This is a genomic window from Chelatococcus sp. GCM10030263 (assembly GCF_042666455.1).
Lineage (GTDB): Bacteria > Pseudomonadota > Alphaproteobacteria > Rhizobiales > Beijerinckiaceae > Chelatococcus.
The window spans coordinates 132113-156543 of sequence record NZ_JBHTDB010000016.1 but is presented as its reverse complement, the minus strand read 5'-3'; the positions used below and the strand labels follow the sequence as shown (position 1 = coordinate 156543).

General features: G+C 65.4%; 22 protein-coding genes, 1 tRNA gene and 1 pseudogene. 8 read left to right on the top strand and 16 right to left on the bottom strand.

The genetic code is table 11. The annotated features are described in order from the left end of the window. Window positions 1–5: 5 nt before the first annotated feature. From ACFQU1_RS23100 to ACFQU1_RS23065, 8 genes are all read right to left on the bottom strand, one after another. The gene (locus ACFQU1_RS23100; RefSeq protein WP_378137187.1) at window positions 6–824 is read right to left on the bottom strand and encodes a chromate resistance protein ChrB domain-containing protein; all 819 of its coding nucleotides are present in this window, start codon (window positions 822–824) and stop codon (window positions 6–8) included. A 226-nt stretch (window positions 825–1050) separates the two neighbouring features. Continuing rightward, window positions 1051–1125: transfer RNA gene (locus ACFQU1_RS23095), tRNA-Glu, on the bottom strand. A 124-nt stretch (window positions 1126–1249) separates the two neighbouring features. After that, window positions 1250–2998 carry a single-stranded-DNA-specific exonuclease RecJ gene (recJ, locus tag ACFQU1_RS23090; protein ID WP_378137185.1) on the bottom strand — a complete coding sequence of 583 codons (1749 nt, stop codon included), beginning with the start codon at window positions 2996–2998 and terminating at the stop codon, window positions 1250–1252. A 501-nt stretch (window positions 2999–3499) separates the two neighbouring features. Next, a complete protein-coding gene (locus ACFQU1_RS23085) occupies window positions 3500–3991 on the bottom strand; it encodes a GFA family protein (RefSeq protein ID WP_378137183.1) in 492 nt (163 codons plus the stop codon). A gap of 183 nt (window positions 3992–4174) precedes the next feature. Continuing rightward, window positions 4175–5173 carry a class II fructose-bisphosphatase gene (glpX, locus tag ACFQU1_RS23080; RefSeq protein WP_378137181.1) on the bottom strand — a complete coding sequence of 333 codons (999 nt, stop codon included), beginning with the start codon at window positions 5171–5173 and terminating at the stop codon, window positions 4175–4177. Between the two features lie 48 nt (window positions 5174–5221). After that, window positions 5222–6544, bottom strand: coding sequence for a homoserine dehydrogenase (locus tag ACFQU1_RS23075; protein WP_378137179.1), 1323 nt, complete (start codon window positions 6542–6544; stop codon window positions 5222–5224). A 102-nt stretch (window positions 6545–6646) separates the two neighbouring features. Next, entirely contained in the window at window positions 6647–7864 is a 1218-nt protein-coding gene (locus tag ACFQU1_RS23070; protein ID WP_378137177.1) for an LL-diaminopimelate aminotransferase, read from the bottom strand. Window positions 7865–8129: 265 nt separating this feature from the next. Then, window positions 8130–8528: a hypothetical protein gene (locus tag ACFQU1_RS23065; protein ID WP_378137175.1), complete on the bottom strand. Its 399-nt coding sequence runs from the start codon at window positions 8526–8528 to the stop codon at window positions 8130–8132. 125 nt (window positions 8529–8653) lie between these two features. Between ACFQU1_RS23065 and phaC the strand changes: the two genes are divergently transcribed. After that, on the top strand, window positions 8654–10462 hold the full coding sequence (phaC, locus tag ACFQU1_RS23060) for a class I poly(R)-hydroxyalkanoic acid synthase (protein WP_378137173.1): 1809 nt from the start codon (window positions 8654–8656) through the stop codon (window positions 10460–10462). A gap of 43 nt (window positions 10463–10505) precedes the next feature. Here the strand turns inward: phaC and ACFQU1_RS23055 are convergent, their stop codons facing one another. Further along, window positions 10506–11831, bottom strand: a complete 1326-nt coding sequence (locus ACFQU1_RS23055) for an OmpP1/FadL family transporter (protein ID WP_378137171.1) — start codon at window positions 11829–11831, stop codon at window positions 10506–10508. Window positions 11832–12096: 265 nt separating this feature from the next. Here ACFQU1_RS23055 and ACFQU1_RS23050 point away from each other — a divergent pair, with 265 nt between their 5' ends. Continuing rightward, the gene (locus ACFQU1_RS23050) at window positions 12097–12948 is read left to right on the top strand and encodes a fumarylacetoacetate hydrolase family protein (RefSeq protein ID WP_378137169.1); all 852 of its coding nucleotides are present in this window, start codon (window positions 12097–12099) and stop codon (window positions 12946–12948) included. Window positions 12949–13001: 53 nt separating this feature from the next. On the opposite strand, the gene argC is transcribed toward ACFQU1_RS23050, so the two are convergent. The 4 genes from argC to rplM form a co-directional block, all read right to left on the bottom strand. Further along, window positions 13002–13934, bottom strand: coding sequence for an N-acetyl-gamma-glutamyl-phosphate reductase (argC, locus tag ACFQU1_RS23045; protein ID WP_378137167.1), 933 nt, complete (start codon window positions 13932–13934; stop codon window positions 13002–13004). 96 nt (window positions 13935–14030) lie between these two features. After that, the gene (gene speB / locus ACFQU1_RS23040) at window positions 14031–14987 is read right to left on the bottom strand and encodes an agmatinase (protein ID WP_378137165.1); all 957 of its coding nucleotides are present in this window, start codon (window positions 14985–14987) and stop codon (window positions 14031–14033) included. Window positions 14988–15105: 118 nt separating this feature from the next. Then, window positions 15106–15585 (bottom strand): 30S ribosomal protein S9, encoded by a 480-nt coding sequence (rpsI, locus tag ACFQU1_RS23035; RefSeq protein ID WP_378137163.1) that lies wholly within the window; start codon window positions 15583–15585, stop codon window positions 15106–15108. 1 nt (window position 15586) lies between these two features. After that, a complete protein-coding gene (gene rplM / locus ACFQU1_RS23030; protein ID WP_378137161.1) occupies window positions 15587–16051 on the bottom strand; it encodes a 50S ribosomal protein L13 in 465 nt (154 codons plus the stop codon). 298 nt (window positions 16052–16349) lie between these two features. Here rplM and ACFQU1_RS23025 point away from each other — a divergent pair, with 298 nt between their 5' ends. The 4 genes from ACFQU1_RS23025 (at window position 16350) to ACFQU1_RS23010 (ending at window position 20205) form a co-directional block, all read left to right on the top strand. Continuing rightward, the gene (locus ACFQU1_RS23025; RefSeq protein ID WP_378137159.1) at window positions 16350–16979 is read left to right on the top strand and encodes a hypothetical protein; all 630 of its coding nucleotides are present in this window, start codon (window positions 16350–16352) and stop codon (window positions 16977–16979) included. 77 nt (window positions 16980–17056) lie between these two features. After that, entirely contained in the window at window positions 17057–17482 is a 426-nt protein-coding gene (locus tag ACFQU1_RS23020; RefSeq protein WP_378137157.1) for a CoA-binding protein, read from the top strand. A 133-nt stretch (window positions 17483–17615) separates the two neighbouring features. Further along, complete coding sequence (locus ACFQU1_RS23015; RefSeq protein WP_378137155.1) at window positions 17616–18902, top strand: O-acetylhomoserine aminocarboxypropyltransferase; 1287 nt, start codon at window positions 17616–17618, stop codon at window positions 18900–18902. Between the two features lie 10 nt (window positions 18903–18912). After that, a complete protein-coding gene (locus ACFQU1_RS23010) occupies window positions 18913–20205 on the top strand; it encodes an O-acetylhomoserine aminocarboxypropyltransferase/cysteine synthase family protein (protein ID WP_378137153.1) in 1293 nt (430 codons plus the stop codon). Between the two features lie 39 nt (window positions 20206–20244). On the opposite strand, the gene ACFQU1_RS23005 is transcribed toward ACFQU1_RS23010, so the two are convergent. Next, complete coding sequence (locus tag ACFQU1_RS23005; RefSeq protein ID WP_378137151.1) at window positions 20245–21354, bottom strand: COX15/CtaA family protein; 1110 nt, start codon at window positions 21352–21354, stop codon at window positions 20245–20247. Between the two features lie 133 nt (window positions 21355–21487). Between ACFQU1_RS23005 and ACFQU1_RS23000 the strand changes: the two genes are divergently transcribed. After that, window positions 21488–21703, top strand: coding sequence for a DUF2842 domain-containing protein (locus tag ACFQU1_RS23000; protein ID WP_378137149.1), 216 nt, complete (start codon window positions 21488–21490; stop codon window positions 21701–21703). 1 nt (window position 21704) lies between these two features. Here ACFQU1_RS23000 and ACFQU1_RS22995 read toward each other — a convergent pair whose 3' ends face one another. Then, on the bottom strand, window positions 21705–22751 hold the full coding sequence (locus ACFQU1_RS22995) for a polysaccharide deacetylase family protein (RefSeq protein WP_378137147.1): 1047 nt from the start codon (window positions 22749–22751) through the stop codon (window positions 21705–21707). A gap of 192 nt (window positions 22752–22943) precedes the next feature. On the opposite strand from ACFQU1_RS22995, the gene ACFQU1_RS22990 reads away from it, so the two are divergent. Next, window positions 22944–24140: a GNAT family N-acetyltransferase gene (locus ACFQU1_RS22990; protein ID WP_378137145.1), complete on the top strand. Its 1197-nt coding sequence runs from the start codon at window positions 22944–22946 to the stop codon at window positions 24138–24140. Between the two features lie 18 nt (window positions 24141–24158). Here ACFQU1_RS22990 and ACFQU1_RS22985 read toward each other — a convergent pair. Further along, window positions 24159–24392: pseudogene (locus ACFQU1_RS22985) on the bottom strand (cupin domain-containing protein); the annotation flags it as partial. Window positions 24393–24431 lie beyond the last annotated feature (39 nt).

Below are 24431 nucleotides of genomic sequence, written 5' to 3'. Positions count from 1 at the left end.
CGCCCTCACGCCGGCTTGTGGGTGGAAGGCCAGTTGTGCGTCTCGTCGGTTGCGTCCCTGCACCAGCGGTAGAAGGCGTCGTAGAGGAGCAGCCCCGCCTCGAGCTGTTCGAGGTCATCGCGGAACATGCGCGAAAGTCCCAGCGAAGCGGCGAGGAAGCCGGCAGCCTGCGGCACGAGATCGAGACGCGCCGTGTCGGCGGCGCGCACAATCGTCGCCAGCCGCTCCAGCGGAGCGGAGGACAGGCCGAACTCCTCGATCATCGTGTCGAAGGTGCAGCGCTCGCCGCGATGGCTCCAGAAGACATTCTCGATGTCGAACGGCGTCGCGCCGAAACGCTCGCCCACCGCCATCACCTCGGAAGCAGCCACGAAGAGGAAAACGGCCTTTGGATCAATGAAGCGGCGGATGAGCCAGGGACAGGCAATCCGGTCAATCTTGGGGCGCGCGCGCGTGACCCAGACCGTGCGTCCGGAGATGTCGCACTTGGGCAACTTGTCGGGTTTGACGAGAAGCCCGCCTGACGCGAGCCACGCTTCGAAGCCTCCCTCGAGCATCTCCGCCTTGACCCGCTCATGGAGGAGCCAAGCCGTGACGCCCTGGCCGAGCTTCTGCCCCTTCTGGCAAACCACGACCACGTTGCGGCCGGTGAATTCCTTCGCCCAGCTTGCAACCTCGACTGCGTCGCGATGCTCTGCGCCGGGCAGGAAGCGCGGATCGGCTGAAATGTCCTCGGCGGTGCGGACGTCAATGATCGTCGGTGCGGTCGGCAGACCGATCAGACGTGCAAGCTGAGACGATGTGATTTCGGTGTTCGACGGCATAGGCGCCCATCCCTTGGTTGGGAGTTTGGACGCGATCTTTGGGCTGCCGCCTCACGGGGTAGTCGCAACCCCTTGCCATCAAGCTAGTCAAAACCGGCTGAGAGCGCAAGACTCCGCCGATGAGCAGTTACTCTACAATGGCTACAGCTGGCCGACTGGTGCAATTAACCGTCACCCGGGCAAGCCGTGGCCATAAGTCCTGGATTGAGACGAGATACAATGAAGATGGCGCGCTCTAGGGGAATCGAACCCCTCTCTCCACCGTGAAAGGGTGGCGTCCTAACCGATAGACGAAGAGCGCTCAGTCGGCGAACCGGAGCGCGGCCCGCGACGGCGCGAACATATAGAGACGTTCGGCGGATGCCGCAAGCGCACAGACGGTCTGATCGCTATCGGCGCCACGCTGCCCACAGACGAGGGCCGTGCTACCGCGCCGGCTCGGCGATATCCATGACCCTGAGGCTCGCCTTGGGGCTTCCGCCCCAGGTGTCGAGCGCCAGCGTACCGGCGATGTGCAGCGTTCGGCCGCGGGCAGCGAGCAACGCCTGACCGAGCGGCCGATCGGCCGAGCGGAAGGCAATGCCGCCGACCGAGGCGCCGTCGCCACTCTTCAGGCTGATGCGCACATGGCCCTTGGCTTCGGCGACATCGACCAGCCGATGATGCGGAAAGACGAAGACCGGCTCGGGATTGCCGGAGCCATAGGGACCGGCCCGGGCGATGCCCGCAATCAGCGTCGGCGTCGCGCCGCCGGCAGTCACGGCCGCATCGATGGAAAGCCCGGTTTCGAGCCGCGCCGCAGCAACAGCCGTCGCAAGCCGTTCATCGAGGAAGGCCGTGAAGGAAGCGAGATCCGACGTGCCGAGCGTCACGCCGGCGGCCATGGCGTGCCCTCCCCCCTTGACCGCGACGCCCGCTTCGACCGCCGCGCGCACCGCCCGCCCGAGATCAACGCCGAGGATCGAGCGGCCGGAGCCGGTACCGCCCTCGGCGGTCAGGGCGAAGGCAAAGGCCGGGCGCCCGAATCGCTCCTTGAGGCGGGCGGCCACGAGGCCGACGATGCCCGGATGCCACTCCGGTGAGCGGACGACGAGGACGGATCTATCCGCGCGTTCGAGCAGACGCTCGGCCTCCGCTGTCGCCTCCTCCACCGCCAGTTGCTCGATGACTTGCCGCTCCCGATTCAACTGGTCGAGCTCGCCGGCGATCCGCGCCGCTTCCAGCGCGTCTTCCGTCATGAGGAGCTTGGCGCCGAGGGCTGCATCCCCGATACGCCCGCCAGCATTGATTCGCGGACCAACGAGAAAGCCGAGATGCCAGGCCTCCGGCGGGCCGCGCAGGGCGGCGGCATCGAGGAGCGCCGTGAGCCCCGGACGCCGGCGCTGGCGCATGATCTGCAGCCCCTGCCGGACGAAGGCGCGGTTGAGGCCTTCAAGCCGCACCACATCGGCAACGGTGGCGAGCGCGACGAGGTCGAGATCGCCCAGAAGATCGGGCGCTCCGCCGCGCCCGTCCCAGAAGCCTTGGCCGCGCAGATGGCGATTGAGCGCCACCATCACCATGAAGACAACGCCCGCCGCGGCGAGATGGCCGAGGCTGGAGAGATCATCCTGGCGGTTCGGATTGACGATCGCCGCGGCCGGGGGCAGCTCCGCCGGCGCCTGATGATGGTCGATGACGATGACGTCGAGCCCGAGCCGGCCAGCCTCGGCCAGCGGCTCGAAGCTCGTCGTGCCGCAGTCGACGGTGACGAGAAGGCTCGCCCCCTCCGCCTTGAGCGCGCGGATCGCCTCCACATTGGGGCCGTAGCCCTCGGTGATGCGATCGGGAATATGGATGACGAAAGGCGTGCCGCAGCGGGCCAGAAAATTCGCCAGCAGCGCCGTCGAACAGGCGCCGTCGACGTCATAGTCGCCGAACACGGCAACCGTCTCGCCCTGCACGATCGCCCGGGTGAGGCGCGCCACCGCCGGCGCCATGTCGCGCAGGCTGTCGGGATCCGGCATCAGGTCGCGCAGGCGCGGTTCGAGAAAGCCGGAGGCGGCCTCAGCCGCGACCCCGCGCGCGGCAAGGATGCGCGCCACGACATCCGGCAGGGCATGCGCCTGCACCATGGCGAGCGCGGTTGCGGCCCCGGCGTCGTCCAGCCGATCGCGCCAAGCCTGGCCAAGCACGGAACGGGATACGCCGAGAAAGGGACGGAATGCAGCAGGTGATTCGAGCACCGGGGGAGTTTAGCGGCCTTCGCGGCGCTTTGCCGACGACAAATCGACTCATCCACTGGAGTGCCGAAGCCGGGCGGCGCCAGCATCAGGTCATAGCAGTGCTGCGCAGCCGAGTTTTGGTCATCCCGGGGCCGCACGAAGTGTGGAGCCCGGGATCCAGAACCGATGCGGATCCGGATGCGCTCGCATGGCCGTACGCGATAGCAGGCCTCGCCCTTCCGGTCTGCAGCATCGGTTCTGGATCCCGGACACCTCGCTCCGCTCGATTCCGGGATGACGTCGTGGTGGCTCCAGCAGCCACTCACCGACCAAAGGTCAAAACGAGTCCTGAGGCAAAGTGTTATCCGGTGATGCTGTAGTCCCGCTCCAACATCGCTGCCCATGAATCATTGTCTTATCTTTCAAGGGCAAAGACCTCACAAGATTCGTTTTTTCCTGATTGCCCCGCCATCAATCGATCCATAGCCCGCGGCTGCGGTGCCAGTCCTCGATCGACTGTTCCGGATATTCATCGAAGACGCGGTCGTCGGGTCCGATGTCCGGCTCGACCCAACTCGCCTTGTAGCGCAGCATGAGATGCACCCGCGACGGCGGTTTGGGCAGGTCTGTATCGATGGCCGAGGCGAAAGGATGCACGAGCTCCGGCCAGCGTGGATCCGACATCCATAGGGCGGTTGCGCAGTTGCGGCAGAAATGGCGCCGGCCCTCGCTCCGCTCGGCGACGCCATCCTCGACGATTTCCGCCCGGTAGATGCCGATCGCGGCCTCACCCTCGACCGTCAGCGTGTCGGCATCGCCCATGATGTTGATCGCATAGCCCCCGCCGCCCGCGGTCTTGCGGCAGATCGAGCAGTAGCAGAGCTGGTAGGGATAGGGCGTGTGGCTTTCGACGGAAAACTTCACCGATCCGCAGCGGCACGAACCGCGCAACGACATGGGCATGGCGGCCTCCGGTTTCCGATCACGCAGCGGTAGCGCCTTCGCCCCCGCCCTGCCTCCGGCGGCCGGGCGCCGCAACGCACCGCCTAACGATCCGCCGGCAGGCAGCCTTGGTCAAGAGAGTGGAGGTCTTGAGAGTAGAGGCCTTGAGAGTGGAGGTCCTGGCTGGCTCACGCGCCCGCGGGCTCAGCCCAGATGGAACTTCGCCAGATGGCGATGCTCGGCGCTGATCCGCCGGACGGTGCCGGTTTCAGAGCGATAGACGAGCGTATCGGTCTCGATGACGCGCGGGCCGAAGCGCACGCCCGAGAGAAGCGCCCCATCGGTCACGCCGGTCGCCGCCACGACGACGTCGCCCGAGGCCATGTCCTCGATCTGGTATTTGCGCTTGGGATCGGAGATGCCCATCTTGCCGGCGCGTTCGAGCTGCTCGGGCGTGTCGAGGATGAGGCGCGTCTCCATCTGCCCGCCGACGCAGCGCAACGCCGCCGCGGCGAGAACGCCCTCCGGGGCCGCGCCGATGCCGAGATACATGTCGACCCCGGTCTTTTCCGGCATGGTCGTGAAAATGACCCCCATGACATCGCCATCGGTAATGAGGCGCACCGCAGCACCGGTCTGCCGGACGGCGCCGATGAGATCGATATGGCGCGGCCGGTCGAGGATCAGCACCGTGAGGTCTTCAGGCTTTACGCCCTTGGCCTTGGCGAGCGCATTGACATTGTCCTCGGGCGAAGCATCGAGGTCGACGACGCCCTTCGAATAGCCCGGGCCGACCGCGATCTTCTGCATATAGCAGTCGGGCGCATGGAGCAGCGTGCCCTCCTCCGCCATGGCCATGACGGCGATCGAGCCCGGCATGTCGCGCGCGCAGAGCGTTGTGCCCTCCAGCGGATCGACGGCGATATCGACCTTCGGCCCGGACTTGTTGCCGACCTTCTCGCCGATGAACAGCATGGGCGCCTCGTCGCGCTCGCCCTCGCCGATCACGATGGTGCCGTCAATCGCGAGCCGATTGAGCTCCCGCCGCATCGCGTCGACGGCCGCCTGGTCGGCGGCCTTCTCGTTGCCGCGCCCGCGCAGGCGCGCCGCGAGCACTGCAGCACGCTCGGTGACCCGCACCAGCTCAAGGGTGAGAACGCGCTCGATATGCGGGTTCGGCTTCGGACTCGCTGCGCTGGTCATCGACATACGCTCCTGCTCTGAACTCTCGGGCATTCGCCCGCGGAATGGTTATTCGCGCTCGATGCGGATGACTTGCGGCGCTTCGACCACATAGCCGTCGCCGAGCGCCTGGTCGATGGCGGCGCGCACTGCCGCCTCCGTCGTCGCATAGGTGATGAGGACGACGGGAACGGGCGCGCCGGAGCGCCCGGCCGGGTCGCGCGCGGCCGCATCCTCCGAGCGGTGCTGCACGATCGATTCGAGCGAAATGTCGGCCTGCGCGAAACGGTTGACGATGGAGGCAGCCGCACCCGGCCGGTCATGCACCGTGAGGCGCACGTAATAGCCGCCGTGGTGGCGCTGCATCGGGGCCCGCTCCGCCTTCCGCAGCGCAGTGGTCGGCCGGCCGAAAGGCGCCCCGCCGACACCGCGGGCGATATCGGCGATATCCGCCACGACCGCCGAAGCGGTCGCATCGCCGCCGGCACCGGGGCCGATGAGGGTGATCTCACGCACGGCATCGGCGGCCACCGTCACGGCATTGGTCACGCCCATGACCTGGGCGATGGCCGAGGAGAGTGGCACCATCGTGGGATGCACCCGCTGCTCGATGCCGGTCGGCGTGCGCTCGGCGACACCGAGAAGCTTGATGCGATAGCCGAGCTCGCGCGCCATGCGGATATCGATGGAGGAGATCGACGAGATGCCCTCCACATGCACGGCCTCGGCATCGATGGCCGTGCCGAAGGCTAGGCTCGTAAGAATGGCGAGCTTGTGGGCGCTGTCGAAGCCGCCGATATCGAAGGTGGGATCGGCTTCGGCATAGCCGAGCCGCTGCGCCTCGGCGAGACAGGCCTCGAAGGCGAGCCCTTCGTCCTCCATGCGCGAAAGAATATAGTTGCAGGTGCCGTTGAGAATGCCGAAGAGGTGCGAGACCTCGTTGCCGGCCAAGGCCTCGCGCAGGGTCTTGATGATCGGGATGCCGCCGGCGACCGCCGCCTCGAACTGAAGCGTGACGCCGTTCTTCTCGGCGAGCGCTGCGAGTTTTGTGCCGTGCCGCGCCAGAAGCGCCTTGTTGGCGGTGACGACGTGTTTGCCCGCGCCGAGTGCGGCCTCGACAGCCGCCTTGGCGACTCCGTCCTCGCCGCCGATGAGCTCGACGAAACAGTCGATTTCGGTGGAGGTGGCAAGCGCGACCGGGTCGTCGAGCCAGGCGAAGCGATCGAGATCGAGCCCTCGCTCCTTGCCGCGGCTGCGCGCGGTGACGGCCGTGACCCGCACCGGCTGGCCGCAACTGGCTTCGAGCCTGTCCGCCTGTCGGTCGAGAATGCGGACCGCGGACGCGCCCACCGTGCCCAGGCCGGCGATGCCTATGCGAAAAACCTGCGCCATCGTTCCGTCAACCCGGCCTGAGATTGCGCGGGTCCCAAGGACACGCGCCGAAGAGAGCGAGCGACCCGCTGACCGCCGACGCCTCTCCGGCGCGACGGACGGCTATCGGTGAGCCGCTAACGGGACGACGTTGTGCAATGTTTTGTCCGCCGTTTCAAGGAAGCGACGGAGATTTCGCGCGGCTTGGCGGATGCGCTGCTCATTCTCGACGAGCGCGATGCGGACATATTCGTCGCCATATTCGCCGAAGCCGATGCCCGGCGCGACCGCGAGCTCGGCCTTTTCGATCAGGAGCTTCGAGAATTCGAGGCTGCCGAGGCTGCGGAACGGCTCGGGGATCTCGACCCAGGCGAACATCGAGGCGGAGGGCGAAGGTATCCGCCATCCGGCCCGCGCGAAGGAATCGACCAGCACGTCGCGGCGGCGCCGATAGGTATCGCGCATCTCGGCGATGCAGTCGTCCGGGCCGTTCAGCGCAGCCGTGGCCGCGACCTGGATCGGCGTGAAGGCACCGTAATCGAGATAGGACTTCACGCGGGCGAGCGCAGCGAGCAGGCGCTCGTTGCCCACCGCGAAACCCATGCGCCAGCCTGCCATGGAATAGGTCTTGGACATCGAGGTGAATTCGACCGTGACGTCCACGGCACCCGGCACCTGCAACACCGAGGGCGGCGCCTCGCCGTCGAAATAGACCTCTGCATAGGCGAGATCCGACAGGACGATCAGCTCGTGCTTCTTCGCGAAGGCGACGAGGTCCCGGTAGAAATCGAGCGAGGCCACATAGGCGGTCGGGTTCGACGGATAGCAGACGACGATCGCGATCGGTTTCGGGATGGAATGGGTCACCGCCCGCTCGAGCGCCGGGAAGAAGGCCGGCGTCGGCTCCGCCGGAACGGAGCGGATGGCGCCGCCCGCCATCAGGAATCCGAAGGCATGGATGGGGTAGCTTGGATTGGGCACGAGCACCACGTCGCCGGGCCCTGTGATGGCCTGCGCCATATTGGCGAAGCCTTCCTTGGAGCCGAGTGTGGCGACCACCTGGGTGTCGGGATTGAGCTTCACACCGAAGCGGCGCTCGTAATAGCCGGCTTGGGCGCGGCGCAGCCCGCCAATGCCCTTGGATGCCGAATAGCGGTCGGTACGCGGGCGCCCGGCGGTCTCGACGAGCTTCTCGATCACGTGGCGCGGCGCCGGCAGGTCCGGATTGCCCATGCCGAGATCGACGATGTCGGCACCACCGGCTCGGGCTGCGGCCTTCGCGCGATTCACCTGCTCGAAGACGTAAGGCGGCAGACGCTTGATGCGGTGGAAATCCGTCATGGGATTCGATCCGTTGAGTGGTCCGATGGCCGGTCGCGGATTGCGGGCCGGGGTTCTGCCCTCGCCAGGGGCCTCACATGGTCATTCGGCCACTGGCGAAGCGGCCGAACTTGGGAGAGCTTTCCGGCATTCGCGAGGCGAAACCGTGAAAGCACTCGCCTTCAACGCGTTGGGACAGGCGTTCTGCGAACATGATCCCCGCACAAAACGCCGTCAAACCTTTCTTGCGATCGTACTTGCCAAACCGATAGCGGTCTGGCCGAGCTCAGTCACTCGTCGTGTTGTTCTGGACCTGCGGCGGCTTCGGGATGGGCCGCGCCTTGACCGCAGCGCCGAGCGCCTGGGCGGACGCGCCGGCCGCCTCCGTCGCCTGCCGCTGCGCATCGAGTTGAGCCTGCAGAGCCTCCGCCTCCTCCTTCGTGCGCGCCTTCAGCGTCCGTGGCGGCGCCTTCACGCCGACGGGCATATAGGCGCCCTCCACACCACCACGGCTTTCCTTCACGAAAGGCGCGGGCTCCGGCGCTTTGGCCCCGAAGCCGGTCGCGACGGCAACGTCGCGGACGGGATTGCAGCTGGAGAGGACAAAGCCGAAGGCCGCGGCGCTCACCATCCGCAGGACGATTTTTGCGCCGCGCCTCTTGTGGTCGTCGTCGAGCACTAGCATGTCATCATCCCAGCCAAAGATGCCCTGAGCAGGGACCCTTTGTAATCGAACTGGCTTTAATATTAAGTGCAAAATATCGAGCGGGTTGCGACCGGGTAATGCATCCGCTGCCGAACGGAGCTTTCATGACGAAGACCACCGACAAGGATCCGCACGCGGCGGGCTTGACGGATTTGGACCAATTGTCACGCAACATGGCTCAGTTCGTCGAGGAGGCCGGCAAGGTGACGGCCGCCTATCTGCGTCCCCTTGAGGCGAGGGGCGCCAAACCCGGCACCGCCGACGAGATGAGCGATGTCGTCAAGACGCTCGCGCAACTCGCCGAGACGTGGATGTCGAATCCGCAACGCGCCATCGAGGCCCAGTCGCGGCTTACCTCCGACTTTCTCGCCCTGTGGAGCACGAGCCTGAAGCGCCTTGGCGGCGAAGAGGCCGAACCGGTGGCGAGCGCCGACCCGCGTGACAAGCGCTTCAGCGATCCGGCGTGGCAGGAACATCCCGTTTTCGATTTCGTCAAACAGGCCTATCTGATCACCTCGACCTGGGCCGAGCAGCTGGTCGAAGGCGCCGACGGGCTCGACGAACATACCCGCGACAAGGCGCGCTTCTACGTCAAGCAGATCGCGAGCGCGCTCTCGCCGTCGAATTTCGTCGCGACGAATCCGGAGCTCCTGCGCGAGACCTTGCGCGAGAACGGCGCCAATCTCGTGCGCGGCATGAAGATGCTGGCCGAGGATATCAAGGCGGGCGGCGGCGAACTGAAGATCCGTCAGAGCGATCCGGCAAGCTTCACCCTCGGCGTGAATATGGCCGTCACCCCCGGCAAGGTGATCTTCCGCAACGAGATGATGGAGCTGATCCAATATGCACCGACGACGGCGACGGTGCTGCGCCGGCCCGTGCTCATCGTGCCGCCCTGGATCAACAAGTACTACATCCTCGACCTCAACCCAGACAAATCGCTGATCCGCTGGATGGTCGGCCAGGGGCTCACCGTCTTCTGCATCTCCTGGGTCAATCCGGACGAGCGCTATGCCGAGAAGAGCTTCGAGCATTACATGCGCGAAGGGCTCTTCGCCGCCCTTGATGTCATCGAGCAAACGACCGGCGAGAAGAAGACCTCCGTCATCGGCTATTGCATCGGCGGCACCCTGCTCGCCATGGCGCTCGCCTATATGGCGGCCAAGGGCATCGAGCGTGTCAGCACGGCGACGTTGATGACGGCGCAGGTCGATTTCTCGCGCGCCGGTGATCTCAAGGTCTTCATCGACGAGGAGCAGATAGCCGCGCTCGAAGAGCAGATGAGGGCGCGCGGCTATCTCGACGCCATGCACATGAACACCACCTTCAACATGCTCCGGCCGAACGACCTCATTTGGCCCTACGTGGTGAACGTCTATCTCAAGGGGCAGACGCCCTACCCCTTCGATCTTCTGCACTGGAACAGCGATTCGACGCGCATGGCAGCGGCGACGCATTCCTTCTATCTGCGCCGCTGCTATCTCAACAACGAGCTGGCGCGAGGCCTGATATCGATCGACGGGGTGAAGCTCGACCTAAAGCGGGTGACGATCCCGATCTATGATCTCGCCACGCGCGAGGACCACATCGCCCCCGCGCGCTCCATTTTTGCCGGCGCGCAGCTGTTCGGCGGGCCGGTACGCCTCGTCATCACCGGCTCCGGCCATGTGGCGGGTGTCATCAACCCGCCGCACAGGAACAAGTACCAGTTCTGGACGTCGGACGGTCAAATGGCCGGCGACCTCGAGACCTGGCTCGCCGCAGCCAAGGAGACCGGGGGCTCATGGTGGCCGGACTGGTTCCGCTGGCTGGAGGAGCTCGAGCCAGAGCGCGTGCCGGCGCGCGACCCGGAAAAGGGCAAGTTCAAGCCGCTCGGCGATGCGCCGGGGACTTATGTGGCGGTGACGGCATAGAAATGCCGCCAGTCCCACGGCCGACCAGGATCAGTAGAGGCGGTCAGTAAAGGAGGTTGCCGCCGGCGCTTGTCGCGATTGCCGGTTTCGCCGGCGCATCCCAACGATAGCGCCAGGCAACCGAGACAATATCGGCGGAAGGCTTGGCATCGCCGACGAAGGCCAAGCCGCTGAAATCAGCCGCGGCACCGGTGATCCGTACGGGCGCCTGACGCGCGAAGGCGTGCGAATAGCCGATCTCGAAGCCGAGCTTCTCGGTCGCCTGATAGCTCGCGCCGATCGATGTCCAGATCCTGTCGGCGTCGGGCAGACGTGGACTATGCCAGTCGTCCCGCTCGGGCGTGCTTTCAAAGCCGATTCCGGCGCGCATGGTCAGCTCGGGCCTCCACAGATATTCGACGCCGAAGGACAGGAAGGCCCCGTCGTCGTAGCGGAAGGACAGCCCCGTCACGGACTGCCCCGTCCGTCGGTCGACCACTGCCGGCTGATCAAGTCTGCTCCAGTTGGTCCACTCCCCTCCGGCGAGGAGATTCCAGCGTTCGTCGAGCCGCTGCGTCAGGCCGATGCTCAGCGTCTCCGGCAGATTGAGGCTGGTTCGGATCGGCTGGCCCATACCGGTTTGCGGCAGCAAGCGGCCCCGCAGGTCGTGATGCACCATGGACCGGAAGCCGACGCCGACCATGGTGCCGGGCCGCGGCTGGACCGTTGCACCGACCGAGAAGCCGAAACCGATATCGTCACCCGTGAGGATCGCGCTCGGCGAGCCGGGCGCTACGCCGATGGCATTCTTGAAGGTGAGATCGAGGGATTGCAGGGTGACGCCCAAACCGACCGTCACCCAGTCGTTGACCCGATAGGCGGCCGTCGGAGTTGCGGCAATCGTATTCAGGCGCGCGGAGCGCGCGTAAACCTGCCCCGCCCAGTTCTGATTGGGCTTGGTCGTGAAGCGGTAGGGCGTGTTGACGGATGCGCCGACCCAGAAGCGGTCATTGACCTGGTAGCTGCCATAGCTCGACCCGGAGAGGAGCGTCTGGCCGATATCGCCCGACGAGGCCGGCACGCCACCCGAAGCCGCAACCGCCCCACGTGTCGTGAAATCCGGCTTGATCTCCGCCCCTCGCCGCGACAAGGCGATGTCGCCCTCGCTCTGGATACCCGGAAAGAACGCGATGGATGCGGGATTCCAGAAAATCGAGGACAAACCTCCGGCTCCCGCCGCCGCACCGGCGAAGGAGCTTCCCTGCCCGCGGGCGCTCTGTTCACGCAGGGCGAAAGATCCGGCGGCGGCCTCGCTACCCCAGAGCGGCAAGCTCACGGGAACAGCCAGCGCCCCACCGACAACCCTCCGCCAGAACCGCCCACACTTCATCTCGCGCTCCCGATCATGCATGCTGAACGACGGAAACGGACGAAGCCGGCCTTTCGCCTGACGTCGAAAGGTTGCACCGCAGAACATTTGCCGGCACTTCATCCCGGCGCTAGTTAGACCGAGACGGCGATAATTATGCAACTTAAAGTTTATATTAATATTTGAATGAACTTGAAGTTGCACTGATATCGAACTGTCGATGCTGCTCTTGCAGCATTTGCAAGAAGCGCTACACATCGTGCGCTGCGAAGAGGAGAAAACGCTGATGAAATTAGTGCGTTTCGGCAAGGCGGGCAGTGAAAAGCCTGGATTGGTCGATGCTGACGGCCATATTCGCGATCTCAGCAGTGTCGTGCCGGATATTGGCGGCACCGCTTTGTCGCGGCAGAAGCTGCGCGAGCTCGCCAGCATCGATCCGGCCTCCTTGCCGAAGGTCGATGCGGGTGTTCGGCTCGGTCCCTGCGTGGGCAATGTCGGCAATTTCATCGCCGTCGGCCTGAACTTCGCCGATCACGCCGCCGAAACCGGCGCGGAGATCCCGAAGGAGCCGATCCTCTTCAACAAGGCCCGCTCCTGCATCGTCGGCCCCAATGACGACGTCATGATCCCGCGCGGGTCGGAAAAGACGGACTGGGAGGTCGAGCTCGCCATCGTCATCGGCGAGAGCGCATCCTATGTGTCCGAGGCCGATGCGATGTCGGTGGTCGCCGGCTTCTGCGTCTGCAACGACGTATCCGAACGCGCCTATCAGATCGAGCGCGGCGGCCAGTGGATGAAGGGCAAGGGCTGCCCAACTTTCGGCCCGCTCGGTCCCTGGCTGGTGACGCCGGACGAGGTCGGCGACGTGCAGAACCTCGGCATGTGGCTCGACGTCAACGGCAAGCGCATGCAGAACGGCTCGACCAAGACGATGATCTTCGACGTGAAGCATCTCGTCTCCTACATCTCGCAGTTCATGCGCCTCGAGCCGGGTGACGTGATCACCACCGGCACGCCTCCGGGCGTCGGCCTCGGCATGAAGCCGCCCGTATTCCTGAAGGCGGGCGATGTGATGAGCCTCGGCATCGAGAAGCTGGGCGAACAGCGCCAGCAGGTCGTCGCCTATTCGGCAAGCTGAGTGTAATTGATCCCGCTGGAAGGCCCCGGCCTTCCAGCGGCTTCGTAGCTTGCTTAGGCTAAGCCCAGCATCAGCTTGATATTTTGAACGGCAGCGCCCGAGGCGCCCTTGCCGAGATTGTCGAGACGCGCGACGAGCAGGGCGCGCCCGCTCTCGACCTCGGCGAAGACTGCGATTTCAAGCCGATCCGTGCCGTTCAAGGCCTCTGCGTCAAACCGGCCACCCAAGCTGGCGGCCTCCTCCGGGCAATAGACGCGCACTCCATCACTGTCGCGATAATGGGCTGCAAGCGACGCGCCGATATCCTCGGCCGGCGGCTTGTCGGGCAGCGCATGCAGATGAAGCGGTATGCTCACCAGCATGCCCTGCCGAAAATTCGCGACGGACGGAATGAAGATCGGCGGCTCATCAAGCCCGCTGTAATGCGTGATCTCCGGCAGGTGCTTGTGGTTAAAGCCGAGCCCATAGAGCTCGAACGCCGGCGCCTTGCCCGCTTCATAGGCCTCGATCATGCTGCGGCCGCCGCCGGAATAGCCGCTCACCGCATTGATCGTGAGCGGGAAATCCGCCGGGATCAGTTCGCAATTGATGAGCGGCCTGATGAGCGCGATCGCGCCGGTCGCGTAGCAGCCGGGGTTCGCGACGAGGCGTCCAGCGGCAATGGCCGCCGGCTGATCCTCGGCGAGTTCCGCGAAGCCATAGGTCCAGTCCGGATTGGTGCGATGCGCCGTGCTGGCATCGAGGATGCGCGGCGCCTTGTCGCCGAGCTCGGCTGCGAGCGCGACCGCCTCGCGGGCGGCATCGTCCGGCAGGCAGAGAACGACGAGATCGACCTCAGCCATGAGCGCTTGGCGCGCTTTGGGATCCTTGCGCAATTCGGGCGCGATGCTGCGGACGGTGACCCCCTCGACGTGCGCGAGCCGTTCACGAATGCCCAGCCCCGTTGTTCCCGCTTCGCCGTCGATGAAGACGCTTGGTCTGTCCATGTCGAATTCCGCGCCGCCGCGCGCTCCTCGTGGCTGCTGTCCGGGATGTACGGAATGCCGGCGAAACTGCAAGTGCAAAAAGCGCGAGAGCCGCTTTCAGCCGCCGCCGCCCTCGGCCCGGATCTGCAGATAATGCTGGACGACGGTCGCCGCCGCGATGGCCGTGATGTCGGCATGATCGTAGGGCGGGGAGACCTCGACCACGTCCATGCCCCGCCAGTCGAGCATCCTGAGCCCCCAGAGTGTCATCAAAGCATCGGCCGAACTGAGGCCGCCGGCGACCGGCGTACCCGTGCCCGGCGCAAAGGCCGGATCGAGTGAATCGATGTCGAAGGAGAGATAGGCCGGCACCATGCCGACCCGTTCGCGGATACGGCGGATCAGGCCGGAGACCCCGAGTTCGCGCGCCTCATAGGCGTCGACGATCTCGATGCCGAAATCGTCGGGTGCGACGGTGCGGATACCGATCTGGATCGAGTGGGAGGTGTCGATCAGCCCCTCCGCCTCGGCTGTCGTGACGAAGCTACCGTGCGACCCGCCGCCGACGTCGCTCCAGGTGTCCTGATGGGCGTCGAACTGCACGAGCGCGAGCGGACCATGCGCGGCCGCATGGGCGCGCAGCAGCGGCAAGGTGATCGAATGGTCACCGCCGAGCGTCACGAGGTGGCACCCATGGCTGAGAATGTCGGCCGCCTGCTCCTCGATGATGCCCGGCACGTCCTGCGGGCGGCGATAATCGAACGGGCAATCCCCCCAATCGACGACCGTCATATCGGCGAAAGGATCGAGACCGGAGGGGAATTGCGGATCGCCATCGAAGATCGCCGAGGCGCGGCGGATGGCCTGAGGACCGAAGCGGCTGCCCGGTCTGTTCGAGGTCGCGGCGTCGTAGGGCACGCCCCATACAACCGTATCGACATCGTCGAGCGCGCGACTGTAGCGGCGGCGCATGAAGGAAAGCGCCCCCGCAAAGGTCGGGTCGCGCGCGCCGCCCTGCCAGGGACCGAGAAAGGCGTTGTCGGTCATCGGCGGGCCGGTCGGCTCATCGGACATCGCGGGCTCCATCGAATCCGGCCGAGATTCGATGAAGAGTTCAGCCCGCAATGGCAGCGGGCGCAAGAAAAAAGGGCGGCCCGAGCCGCCCTTCCCTTTGCCGGATCGGAAGAACCGATCAGCGCTTGGAGAACTGGAAGGACCGGCGGGCCTTGCGGCGGCCGTACTTCTTACGCTCGACCACGCGGCTGTCGCGGGTGAGGAAGCCTTCCTTCTTGAGGATGGCACGCAGCTCCGGCTCGAAATAGGTAAGCGCCTTGGAGAGGCCGTGGCGCACCGCGCCAGCCTGGCCGGAGAGACCGCCGCCGTCCACCGTCACCCTGATGTCGTACTGGTCGACGCGGTTGGCGATGACGAGCGGCTGCTGCAGGATCATGCGCAGCACCGGACGCGCGAAATAAACGTCCAGCGGGCGATCGTTGACGAGGATCTGGCCAGCGCCCGGCTTGATCCAGACGCGGGCGATCGCGTCCTTGCGCTTGCCGGTGGCGTAGGCGCGGCCATAGGCATCGAGCTTCTGCACATGCACGGGCGCCTCGGGTGCGGCCGGCTGCAGGCGATCGCCCAATTCGGAGAGGCTCTGGAGGGTGTCGGCCATATCAGGCGCTCCTCACGTTCTTGCGGTTCATCGACGCGATGTCGAGCGGCACCGGCTGCTGGGCGTCATGGGGGTGGCTCGCGCCCTTGTAGACGCGGAGGTTGCCGAGCTGCTTGCGGCCGAGCGGGCCACGCGGCAGCATGCGCTCCACGGCCTTCTCCACGATGCGCTCGGGAAAGCGCCCTTCGAGGATGAATTTGGCCGAGCGCTCCTTGATGCCGCCGGGATAGCCGGTGTGGTGGTAGTAGACCTTCTGATCGCGCTTGCGCCCGGTCAGCACCACCTTCTCGGCATTGACGATGATGACATTGTCGCCGTCGTCGACATGCGGTGTGAAGCTGGGCTTGTGCTTGCCACGCAGCCGGAGGGCGACGATCGAAGCCAGGCGCCCGACGACGAGCCCCGAGGCATCGATCAGCACCCACTTCTTCTCGACGTCGGCCGGTTTCGCCGAATAAGTCTTCATGAGGCTTTTCCGAATTGATCGGTACGGTCTAACCCGCCGACGCGCATCACCGCACGTCACGCCGCACCGCGTGTCACTGCGGTAGCCTCTACAAGATGCTCCAGGCTTGGTCAAGCGCACTTCGCATCCACACGGCGGAGTTTCTCGATAAATTCCAGGCGCTTGCCCACTGCTGTATTATAATACCGCACAAATTCGCCGGTGACGGGTCGAGCAGCCATTCCGCCACAGCGAGCGTGCCTTGCAAGGCAGGCTCTGCAACATCCCGCTACGGTTGAGACGCTGTTGGAGTTGCGCCGTGAACCCGAAGGGAACGGAACCGCCGATCCGCGTGCTGACGCCTCGGCAATATGTGCAGCTGCTCCCAACCATGCGTCGCAACCTGAGCGGTTGGATGGTGGAGGGCGACGCCGGCTGGAACCGTCGTCTCCATAACATCGACTATCTCATGTGTAGAAGCGTCGGCGACACCCCGTTCAGCCATTCCAACGACCCGTTCGAGAACAGCTACGAGCCTCCGCGCTTTGCATCCTCCCAGTTTGGAAGGCAGGATACGATCCTCGTCTATATGCTCCAGGACGCTCCGGTCGGGATCGCGATCATCGCCCGCCTGCGGGATGTCATTGAAATCGATACGCTCTATACGCATGTCGGCCAGAGCCATGCGGGCAGCGTTCTCGTCGAACATATCGTCAATCATTACTGCGGCGCGCCACCCTGCCCGATCAGGATCTATGCAATGCCGGCGGCCTACCCGTTCTGGAGGAACTGCGGTTTCGAAATCGCCTGGAGTCCGCGAGCGGTCTCGTCCTCCACGCCACGGCACGGGTCGATGACCCTGCGTGTAGCAACGAGCTATCGCTGGACGCACGTCGAGGGCAAATGGCGCCTCGCAGCCTATTCCCACTGGCCCCGTTACATGATCTGAGACCGCCCCTTTGCCGCCCCATGCTCGCCAAGGCCGCCGCTTCGCGTTATGACGACAGAGGTGGAGGATCAGCCGTTATGAACCACGACCATTATCCCGACGCGCTCATCCGCGACATTCTGACGAGCGTCAAAACCATCGCACTGGTCGGCGCCTCCAATAATCCGGCGCGCGCGAGCCACCATGTCATGGAGTATCTGATCGAGTCCGGTTACGAGCTCTATCCGGTCAACCCGGGGCTTGCCGGCAAGGAGCTCCTCGGCCGGCCGGTCTCAGCGAGCCTCGCCGATGTGCCGGTTGCGATCGATATGGTCGATGTCTTCCGCAACTCGGAGGCCGCAGGCGCGGTCGTTGACGAGGCGCGCACGCTCACGCCGCTGCCGAAGGTGATCTGGATGCAGCTGGAGGTGCGCAATGATGCCGCCGCCGCCCGGGCCGAGGCGCGCGGCGTCACCGTGATCATGAACCGCTGCCCCGCCATCGAGCGACCGCGCCTTCTCTGATACGGCAAGAATAGCGCAGCCAAGCGTTTGGCCGTTGACCCACCGGCGCGTCCGGTTTATCGAACAAAACGACTGTTATAGAGAAATATGCCTCGCGCGGCGTGAAGCGTCGGAGGCTTCGGGAGATTGGGCCATGGCCGAGAAAGAACCCGGTTTCGAAACGCTCGCCATTCATGCGGGCGCCCAGCCCGATCCGACGACCGGCGCCCGCGCCACCCCCATCTATCAGACGACGTCCTTCGTCTTCGAGGATGTCGACCATGCCGCGAGCCTCTTCGGCCTGCAGGCATTCGGCAATATCTACTCGCGGATCGGCAATCCGACGAATGCGGTGCTGGAGGAACGTGTGGCGGCGCTCGAGGGCGGCACCGCGGCGCTGGCGCTCGCCTCCGGTCACGCCGCCGAATTCCTGACCTTCCACGCCTTGCTGCAGCCGGGCGACGAATTCATCGCGGCCCGGCAGCTCTACGGCGGCTCGGTCAACCAGTTCGGCAATTCCTACAAGAGCTTCGGTTGGAATGTCGTCTGGGCGGATGCGGACGATCCGGCGAGCTTCGAGCGGGCGCTCTCGCCGAAGACCAAAGCGATCTTCATCGAATCCATCGCCAATCCCGGCGGCATCATCGTCGATATCGAGGCGATCGCGGCGGTCGCGAAGAAGGCCAAAGTGCCGCTCATCGTCGACAACACGCTCGCCACGCCCTATCTGTGGCGCCCCTTCGAGCACGGCGCCGACATCATCGTGCATTCGGCGACGAAATTCCTCGGCGGCCATGGCAATTCCATCGGCGGACTGATCGTCGATGGCGGCACCTTCGATTGGGTGGGCAATCCGCGCTATCCCCTGCTCTCGGCGCCGCGCCCGGAATACAACGGCATGGTGCTCGGCGAGACCTTCGGCAATTTCGCCTTCGCCATCGCCACCCGCGTGCTCGGCCTGCGCGACCTCGGCCCGGCCCTCTCACCCTTCAATGCCTTCCTGATCCTCACCGGCATCGAGACGCTCGGGCTCCGGATGCAGCGTCACTCCGAGAACGCGCTGGCGGTAGCGCAGCATCTGGCCAACCATCCGGCCGTCGCCTGGGTGAGCTATCCCGGCCTTCCTGGGGATCGCTATCACGCGCTCGCCCAGCGCTATGTGCCGCGGGGTGCCGGCGCCGTCATGACCTTCGGGCTCAAGGGCGGCTATGCGGCCGGCGTGAAGCTCGTCTCCAGCCTCGAGCTCTTCTCGCATCTCGCCAATATCGGCGACACGCGCTCGCTCGTCATCCATCCCGCCTCGACCACCCACAAGCAGCTCACCGACGAGCAGAAGGTGGCGGCCGGTGCAGGCCCCGAAGTCGTCCGGCTGTCCGTCGGCATCGAGGACAAGGATGACCTCATCGCCGATCTCGACCAGGCGCTCGCGACCAGTGCCTGAGGAACAGTCCATGTCCGAACAGTCCAAGAAGCCCCTCGCCTTCGCCACGCGCGCCGTCCACGCCGGTGCCGAGCCCGATCCCGCCACCGGCGCCCGTGCGACGCCGATCTATTTGACGAACGGCTTCGTCTTCGATGACCCGGAGACCGCCGCCGACGTCTTTTCGCTGCGCAAGGCTGGCTTTTCCTATTCGCGCGGTTCGAACCCGACGACCGCGACGCTGGAGCGCCGCGTAGCCTCCCTGGAAGGCGGCACCGGGGCGGTTGTCGTCGGCTCCGGCCAGGCGGCGCTGCTCGTCATCCTGATGACGCTGCTCGAAAGTGGCGACCACTACGTCGCTGCAAGCGTGCTCTTCGGCGGCTCCCTCGGTCTGATGGGGCGGCTCCAGAAGCGCAATGACCTCAAGGTCAGTTTCGCCGATGCCGACAAGCCCCAGAGCTTCGAGGCAGCGATCACCGAAAAGACGAAGGCGATCGTCATCGAGTCCATTGTCAATCCTTCCGGCGAAGTAATTGATATCGAAGCGATCGCCAAGATCGCGCAGCGGCATAATGTTCCGCTCGTGGTCGACAACACGCTGGCGACGCCCTTCCTCATTCGCCCCTTCGACTATGGCGCGGACATCATCTTCCACTCGGCATCCAAATATCTCGGCGGCCATGGGCAGGTCATCGGCGGCGTCATCGTCGACGGCGGGCGCTTCAACTGGAAGGGCGATGCCCGTTACCCGCTGATGTCGGAGCCCTGGCCCGACTACGGCAATATCATTCTGGCCGAGAAATTTCCGGCCAATCCCTTCGCCGTCGGCGCCCGCCTCTATGGCCTGCGGGATCTCGGGCCGGGGCTCTCGCCCTTCAACGCCTTCCTCGTGCTCAACGGCACGGAGACCCTGCATCTGCGGATGCCGCGTCACTGCGCCAACGCCGATACGGTCGCACGCTATCTGTCGGGCCACCCGGCCATCGCCAAGGTGAGCTATCCCGGCCTCGAAGGCCATCCCAACCGCGAAGTCGCGCTGCGCTACAGCCCGCTCGGGCCGGGCTCGGTCTTCACGATCTCACATCGGGACGGGGAGCAAGGCGCCAAGCGCATGCTGCAGAACCTGAAGCTCTTTTCGCATCTCGCCAATATCGGCGAGACGCGCTCGCTGGCCATTCACCCGGCGACGACGACCCATAAGAACATGCCGTCGGAGCTGCGTGCCAAGGCGGGCGTCGGGCCGGAGGTGATCCGCTTGTCGATCGGCCTGGAGGATCCCAAGGATCTGATCGCCGATCTCGAACAGGCGCTCGCGGCGGCTTAACCCCTCATCACCTTCCCTCGAAGGGAAGGTGATGCTCGTTCAAGCCTTCGCCGGCTGCAGGGCAGGCGCAGCAGCCCCCTGTTCCGCCGACAAGAGCCGCCGATGGGCGGACGCATGGCCGAGCAGCAGGATCGCCACACCCTGGTGCAGGAGCGCGGCCCAGATCGGCACGACCAGCACCAGTGTCGTGATGCCGAGCGCTGCCTGGACGACGACTATCCCCGCCATCCCCGTGGCGCGCCGCGCCGCCGGCGTGCCGGGTGCCGCCCGCCGCGCGGCAAAGGCGTGCAACAGGGCGGCGATCAACAGGACATAGCCACCGACGCGATGATTGAACTGGACGGTGACCACCGTCTCGAAGGCGTTTCGCCACCAGGGCGAGACCGAGAACAACGCCGCGGTGTCCGGTACCAAGCGGCCGTCCATCAGTGGCCAGGTATTGTAGACGAGCCCGGCATCGAGCCCGGCAACCAAGGCACCGAGCGCGATCTGCAGAACGATGAGCACGAGCACCAGCGTCGCGCCGGGTGCGAGCCGCCGCTCCTGCGGCGTGACGGGTTGGGACTTCAGGCCGACCGCCACCCAGATCAGCGCCACATAGATCAGGCAGGCGGTGACGAGGTGTGCCATGAGCCGGACCGGCGCCACGGCCGTCATGCCCGGCTTCAGGCCGGACGCCACCATGATCCAGCCGATCGCACCTTGCAGCCCCCCGAGAATCCCGATGGCGAGCAGCCCGGCGAGGAGCTTGCCGCGCACATCGCCACGAATGGCGAAATAGACGAGCGGCAGAAGGTAGACGAGGCCGATCAACCGGCCGAGCAGCCTGTGCCCCCACTCCCAGAGATAGATGTGCTTGAACTGGGCGAGCGTCATGCCTTCGTTGAGTAAGGCATATTGCGGGATCTGCTTGTATTTCTCGAATTCCGCGAGCCAGGCCGTCTCGCTCATCGGCAGGAGCGCGCCGGTGATCGGCTTCCATTCGGTGATGGAGAGGCCCGATTCCGTCAGTCGCGTCGCGCCGCCGACGAGCACCATGAGCGCTACGAGCGCCGCCACGCTGAAGAGCCACAGCCGCACGGCGCGGCGGCCGCGAGCCTCCGCGGCCGGTCGCGCGCCCTCTCCGACAGACAAGCTCGCCGTCGTCATGTCCCGTCCTATCGCCAATCGGTGCGGCCGCCCGTTGTGGGGTTGCGGCGGGCGGCCGATCGACACATAGTCCGCGCCGGCCGGCGGGACAACGCTTCCTGCCGCCGCACCCCCCGACAGGAATGGGATGGCCATGCGCCGCCGCACGCGCAAATTCTTCGGAACGCTCTTCATGCTGATCTTCGTCTGCGTCTACGCGCTCGTCGCGATGGCGTTGGCGCAGGGTCGCGTGCAAGCCGCGCCGAAGCTGGTGCAGATGGTCTTCTATGTGGTCGTCGGCCTCGCCTGGATCCTGCCGCTCTTGCCGCTGATCCGCTGGATGGAACGCCCGGACAGGATCGACCGCTGATTCAATCCACGCGGACGCGTCGGCCCCTGTTCCAGAGAAGGAAGGGAACCCCGGAGGCGAGCGCCCTGACGGCAGCGGGGTTCTGGAAGGCGCCGTTCAACGCGACACGCGGCAGTGCCATGGGATGGGCGGCATGCGACGCGAAGACGTGGCCGGGCCGCGTCGTGACGGCGAGCGTAAAGCCCGCCTCCGCAGCGGCGGCGAATTCGCGCGGACCCGCCGAACCGGGATCCCCCACCGGATAGGCGAAATGCCGTACGGGCCGCTGCAGCTTGTCCTCGATCACCGCCCGGCTCTCCGCCATCTCCCAGCGCATGACGTCGGGAGGATGTTTGGCCAGCATCGGATGGGTCACCGTATGGGCTCCGATGTCGACATCAGGCTCGCGCGCCAAAGCCGCAAGTCCCGGCCAATCAAGGCAGAGGTCGGCGGTGAGTTGCCGCCCATCGACGCCGGCCGCATCCGCGAGCTCCTGCACGATGGCGCGCAGACGCTCCTCGGGGCCTCGCCGTAGCATCCAGTAGAGGCGCTGGAAGGCGACGCCCTTGTCCGCGATATTTGTGGCCGGAAAAACAAGACGTTTGGCACCATAAGCCACATCGATCCGGTCGAGGCGGCGGATCGCCTCCTCGAGTTCGAGCCACCACAGGCGCGCCGTGTGGTCGACGAAGCCGGGCGTCACGAAGACCGACCAGGGAGCGCTGTGCCGTTTCAGCACCGGCATGGCGAATTCCACATTGTCCCGGTAGCCGTCGTCGAAGGTGATCGCCACGAAGGGCCGCGGTCGGGGCCTCGCGAGCCGCTCGGGGATATCGCCGAGCGGAACGAAGTCGTGGGTCGGCGCCAGCACGGCGAGCGTCCTGTCGAGAAATTCCGGCGTCACCTCCAGGATGGAGTTGGGTGCAAAGTCCCGGTCGACCCACGGACGCACGTGATGAAGCATGAGGATGAAGCCCAGCCCACGCGCCATCGGCGCGAGCCAGCGATCGGCCCCCGTATGTGCGATCGCCGCGAAGCCGAGCCGCAGCGCGGCATAACGGGTCAGCATGGCCGGTCCCCCTCCTGCCACGCTAACGTGGCAGTCCCCCTCTGAAATTTTACCATGATGCCGGAAAGATTGACCAAATCTTTGCGAAATCGGCAGCTTTGCCGATTATCCTTCTTGGTAGACCGCAGTTGACGCTCATGATGCCCGCGGGTACCTCGATCGGCTAGGCGGAGGTAACGTGTGGGGCAATTGATGAGCGTGCAGCTGCGGGCCGAGATGGCCGACGGCATGCCGTCGGCGGAACGGGCGAAGGACTTCGCGCCGCTGCAGGTCACCATACATCGTGATTTTGCTTCCATCGACGCGGACTGGCGCAACTTCGAGCAAAGGGCGATCGCCACGCCTTACCAGCATTTCGACTGGTCGCAAGCCTATTCCGAGACGCTCGGCCACGCCCATGGCGAGACGCCGCTCATCGCCGTCGTGAAAAATGCGTCCGGCAGCCCGGTGATGCTGCTGCCGCTCGCCATCAGGCGGCGTGGAGGCCTCACCGTCGCCACCTTCATCGGTGGCCGACAGGCCAATTTCCACATGCCGCTGTTCGATCCCATGGCGACCGCCGGGCGCGACGCCGCGACGTGGCGCTCGATCTTGCAGGACATCGCCCGCGCGGCCGGCATCGACGTCTTTTCCTTCGTCAATCAGCCGCTCGCATGGCAGGGAACGGCCAATCCGCTCGTGACGCTCGGCGGATGGCCGAGCCCCAGTCCGGGCTTCAAGCGACAGCTCAACTTTCCTGCCGACCAGACCTTCGCCGTGCTGCTCGGCCCGGAATCGCGCAAGAAAATGCGCAAGAAGGAACGGCGCCTCAAGGACATCAGCCCCGTCGCCTATCGCCGCGTCGAGGATCCCGTCGAAATCGAGCGGGTGCTGCAGACCTTCCTTGAACAGAAAGGCGCCCGTTTTCGGCAGAAGCATATTACGAATCCCTTTGAAGATCCTGCGGCGATCGAATTTCTGCGGCGGGGCTCCAGAATCGGAGCGGATGGCAAAACCGCGATCGAGCTTTATGCGCTCTTCATGGGCGACGCCATTCTCGCCACCTTCGGAGGAACCTGCGACGGCGAGCGCTTTTGCGGAATGTTCAATTCCTTCAGCATGGAGGCTGAGGTCGCCAAATCGAGCCCGGGCGATCTGCTGCTGCTCAACCTCATCGAAACCCAGTGCCGCCGGGGCGTGGCGACCTTCGATCTCGGCGTCGGCGCAGCCGCCTACAAGCTCGCCGTCTGCGGCGAGACCGAGCCGCTGGTAGACATCTATCTGCCGATCAGCACGCGCGGGCGGATCTATGCCGGGCTCGATCACCTGGGCCGCGCCGCCAAGGGCTGGGCGAAATCAACGCCGTGGGTCGTGGCCGCCGTCGAAAGGCTGCGCCGGCTCCGGCGATGACCATCGTCTGACGCAGCCCTATTTCGCCAGTTCGGTATTGCCTGCGCCTTTTTCGACCTGGTCGACGACGAGCAGCTTCGCCGGTTCCTTGCCGATATTGGTGCCGTGGTGCCACTGGCCTACCATCTCGACGATGAAGCTGCCCGGCGCATAGACCGTGCTCTGGCCGCCCTCCTCGCTCGTGACCTGGATTGTCCCGGCCAGCACATAGGCGTAGCGGGGAACCGGATGCCTGTGCACGGGCAAGGTCGCGTCAAGCCCGCAGCCAGCACGAATCGCTTGGCAGAAATC

What these genes read in the sequence shown, in the direction of transcription:
- phaC (WP_378137173.1), top strand. Translation starts at nt 8,654, where the DNA reads ATGACGAAGACCACCGACAAGGATCCGCACGCGGCGGGCTTGACGGAT.
- ACFQU1_RS23100 (WP_378137187.1), bottom strand. Translation starts at nt 824, where the DNA reads ATGCCGTCGAACACCGAAATCACATCGTCTCAGCTTGCACGTCTGATC.
- ACFQU1_RS23065 (WP_378137175.1), bottom strand. Translation starts at nt 8,528, where the DNA reads ATGCTAGTGCTCGACGACGACCACAAGAGGCGCGGCGCAAAAATCGTC.
- ACFQU1_RS23055 (WP_378137171.1), bottom strand. Translation starts at nt 11,831, where the DNA reads ATGAAGTGTGGGCGGTTCTGGCGGAGGGTTGTCGGTGGGGCGCTGGCT.
- ACFQU1_RS22995 (WP_378137147.1), bottom strand. Translation starts at nt 22,751, where the DNA reads ATGCTGACCCGTTATGCCGCGCTGCGGCTCGGCTTCGCGGCGATCGCA.
- rplM (WP_378137161.1), bottom strand. Translation starts at nt 16,051, where the DNA reads ATGAAGACTTATTCGGCGAAACCGGCCGACGTCGAGAAGAAGTGGGTG.
- ACFQU1_RS23010 (WP_378137153.1), top strand. Translation starts at nt 18,913, where the DNA reads ATGTCCGAACAGTCCAAGAAGCCCCTCGCCTTCGCCACGCGCGCCGTC.
- ACFQU1_RS22990 (WP_378137145.1), top strand. Translation starts at nt 22,944, where the DNA reads ATGAGCGTGCAGCTGCGGGCCGAGATGGCCGACGGCATGCCGTCGGCG.
- ACFQU1_RS23085 (WP_378137183.1), bottom strand. Translation starts at nt 3,991, where the DNA reads ATGCCCATGTCGTTGCGCGGTTCGTGCCGCTGCGGATCGGTGAAGTTT.
- ACFQU1_RS23000 (WP_378137149.1), top strand. Translation starts at nt 21,488, where the DNA reads ATGCGCCGCCGCACGCGCAAATTCTTCGGAACGCTCTTCATGCTGATC.
- speB (WP_378137165.1), bottom strand. Translation starts at nt 14,987, where the DNA reads ATGTCCGATGAGCCGACCGGCCCGCCGATGACCGACAACGCCTTTCTC.
- ACFQU1_RS23070 (WP_378137177.1), bottom strand. Translation starts at nt 7,864, where the DNA reads ATGACGGATTTCCACCGCATCAAGCGTCTGCCGCCTTACGTCTTCGAG.
- ACFQU1_RS23005 (WP_378137151.1), bottom strand. Translation starts at nt 21,354, where the DNA reads ATGACGACGGCGAGCTTGTCTGTCGGAGAGGGCGCGCGACCGGCCGCG.
- ACFQU1_RS23015 (WP_378137155.1), top strand. Translation starts at nt 17,616, where the DNA reads ATGGCCGAGAAAGAACCCGGTTTCGAAACGCTCGCCATTCATGCGGGC.
- argC (WP_378137167.1), bottom strand. Translation starts at nt 13,934, where the DNA reads ATGGACAGACCAAGCGTCTTCATCGACGGCGAAGCGGGAACAACGGGG.
- glpX (WP_378137181.1), bottom strand. Translation starts at nt 5,173, where the DNA reads ATGACCAGCGCAGCGAGTCCGAAGCCGAACCCGCATATCGAGCGCGTT.
- ACFQU1_RS23020 (WP_378137157.1), top strand. Translation starts at nt 17,057, where the DNA reads ATGAACCACGACCATTATCCCGACGCGCTCATCCGCGACATTCTGACG.
- ACFQU1_RS23050 (WP_378137169.1), top strand. Translation starts at nt 12,097, where the DNA reads ATGAAATTAGTGCGTTTCGGCAAGGCGGGCAGTGAAAAGCCTGGATTG.
- rpsI (WP_378137163.1), bottom strand. Translation starts at nt 15,585, where the DNA reads ATGGCCGACACCCTCCAGAGCCTCTCCGAATTGGGCGATCGCCTGCAG.
- ACFQU1_RS23075 (WP_378137179.1), bottom strand. Translation starts at nt 6,544, where the DNA reads ATGGCGCAGGTTTTTCGCATAGGCATCGCCGGCCTGGGCACGGTGGGC.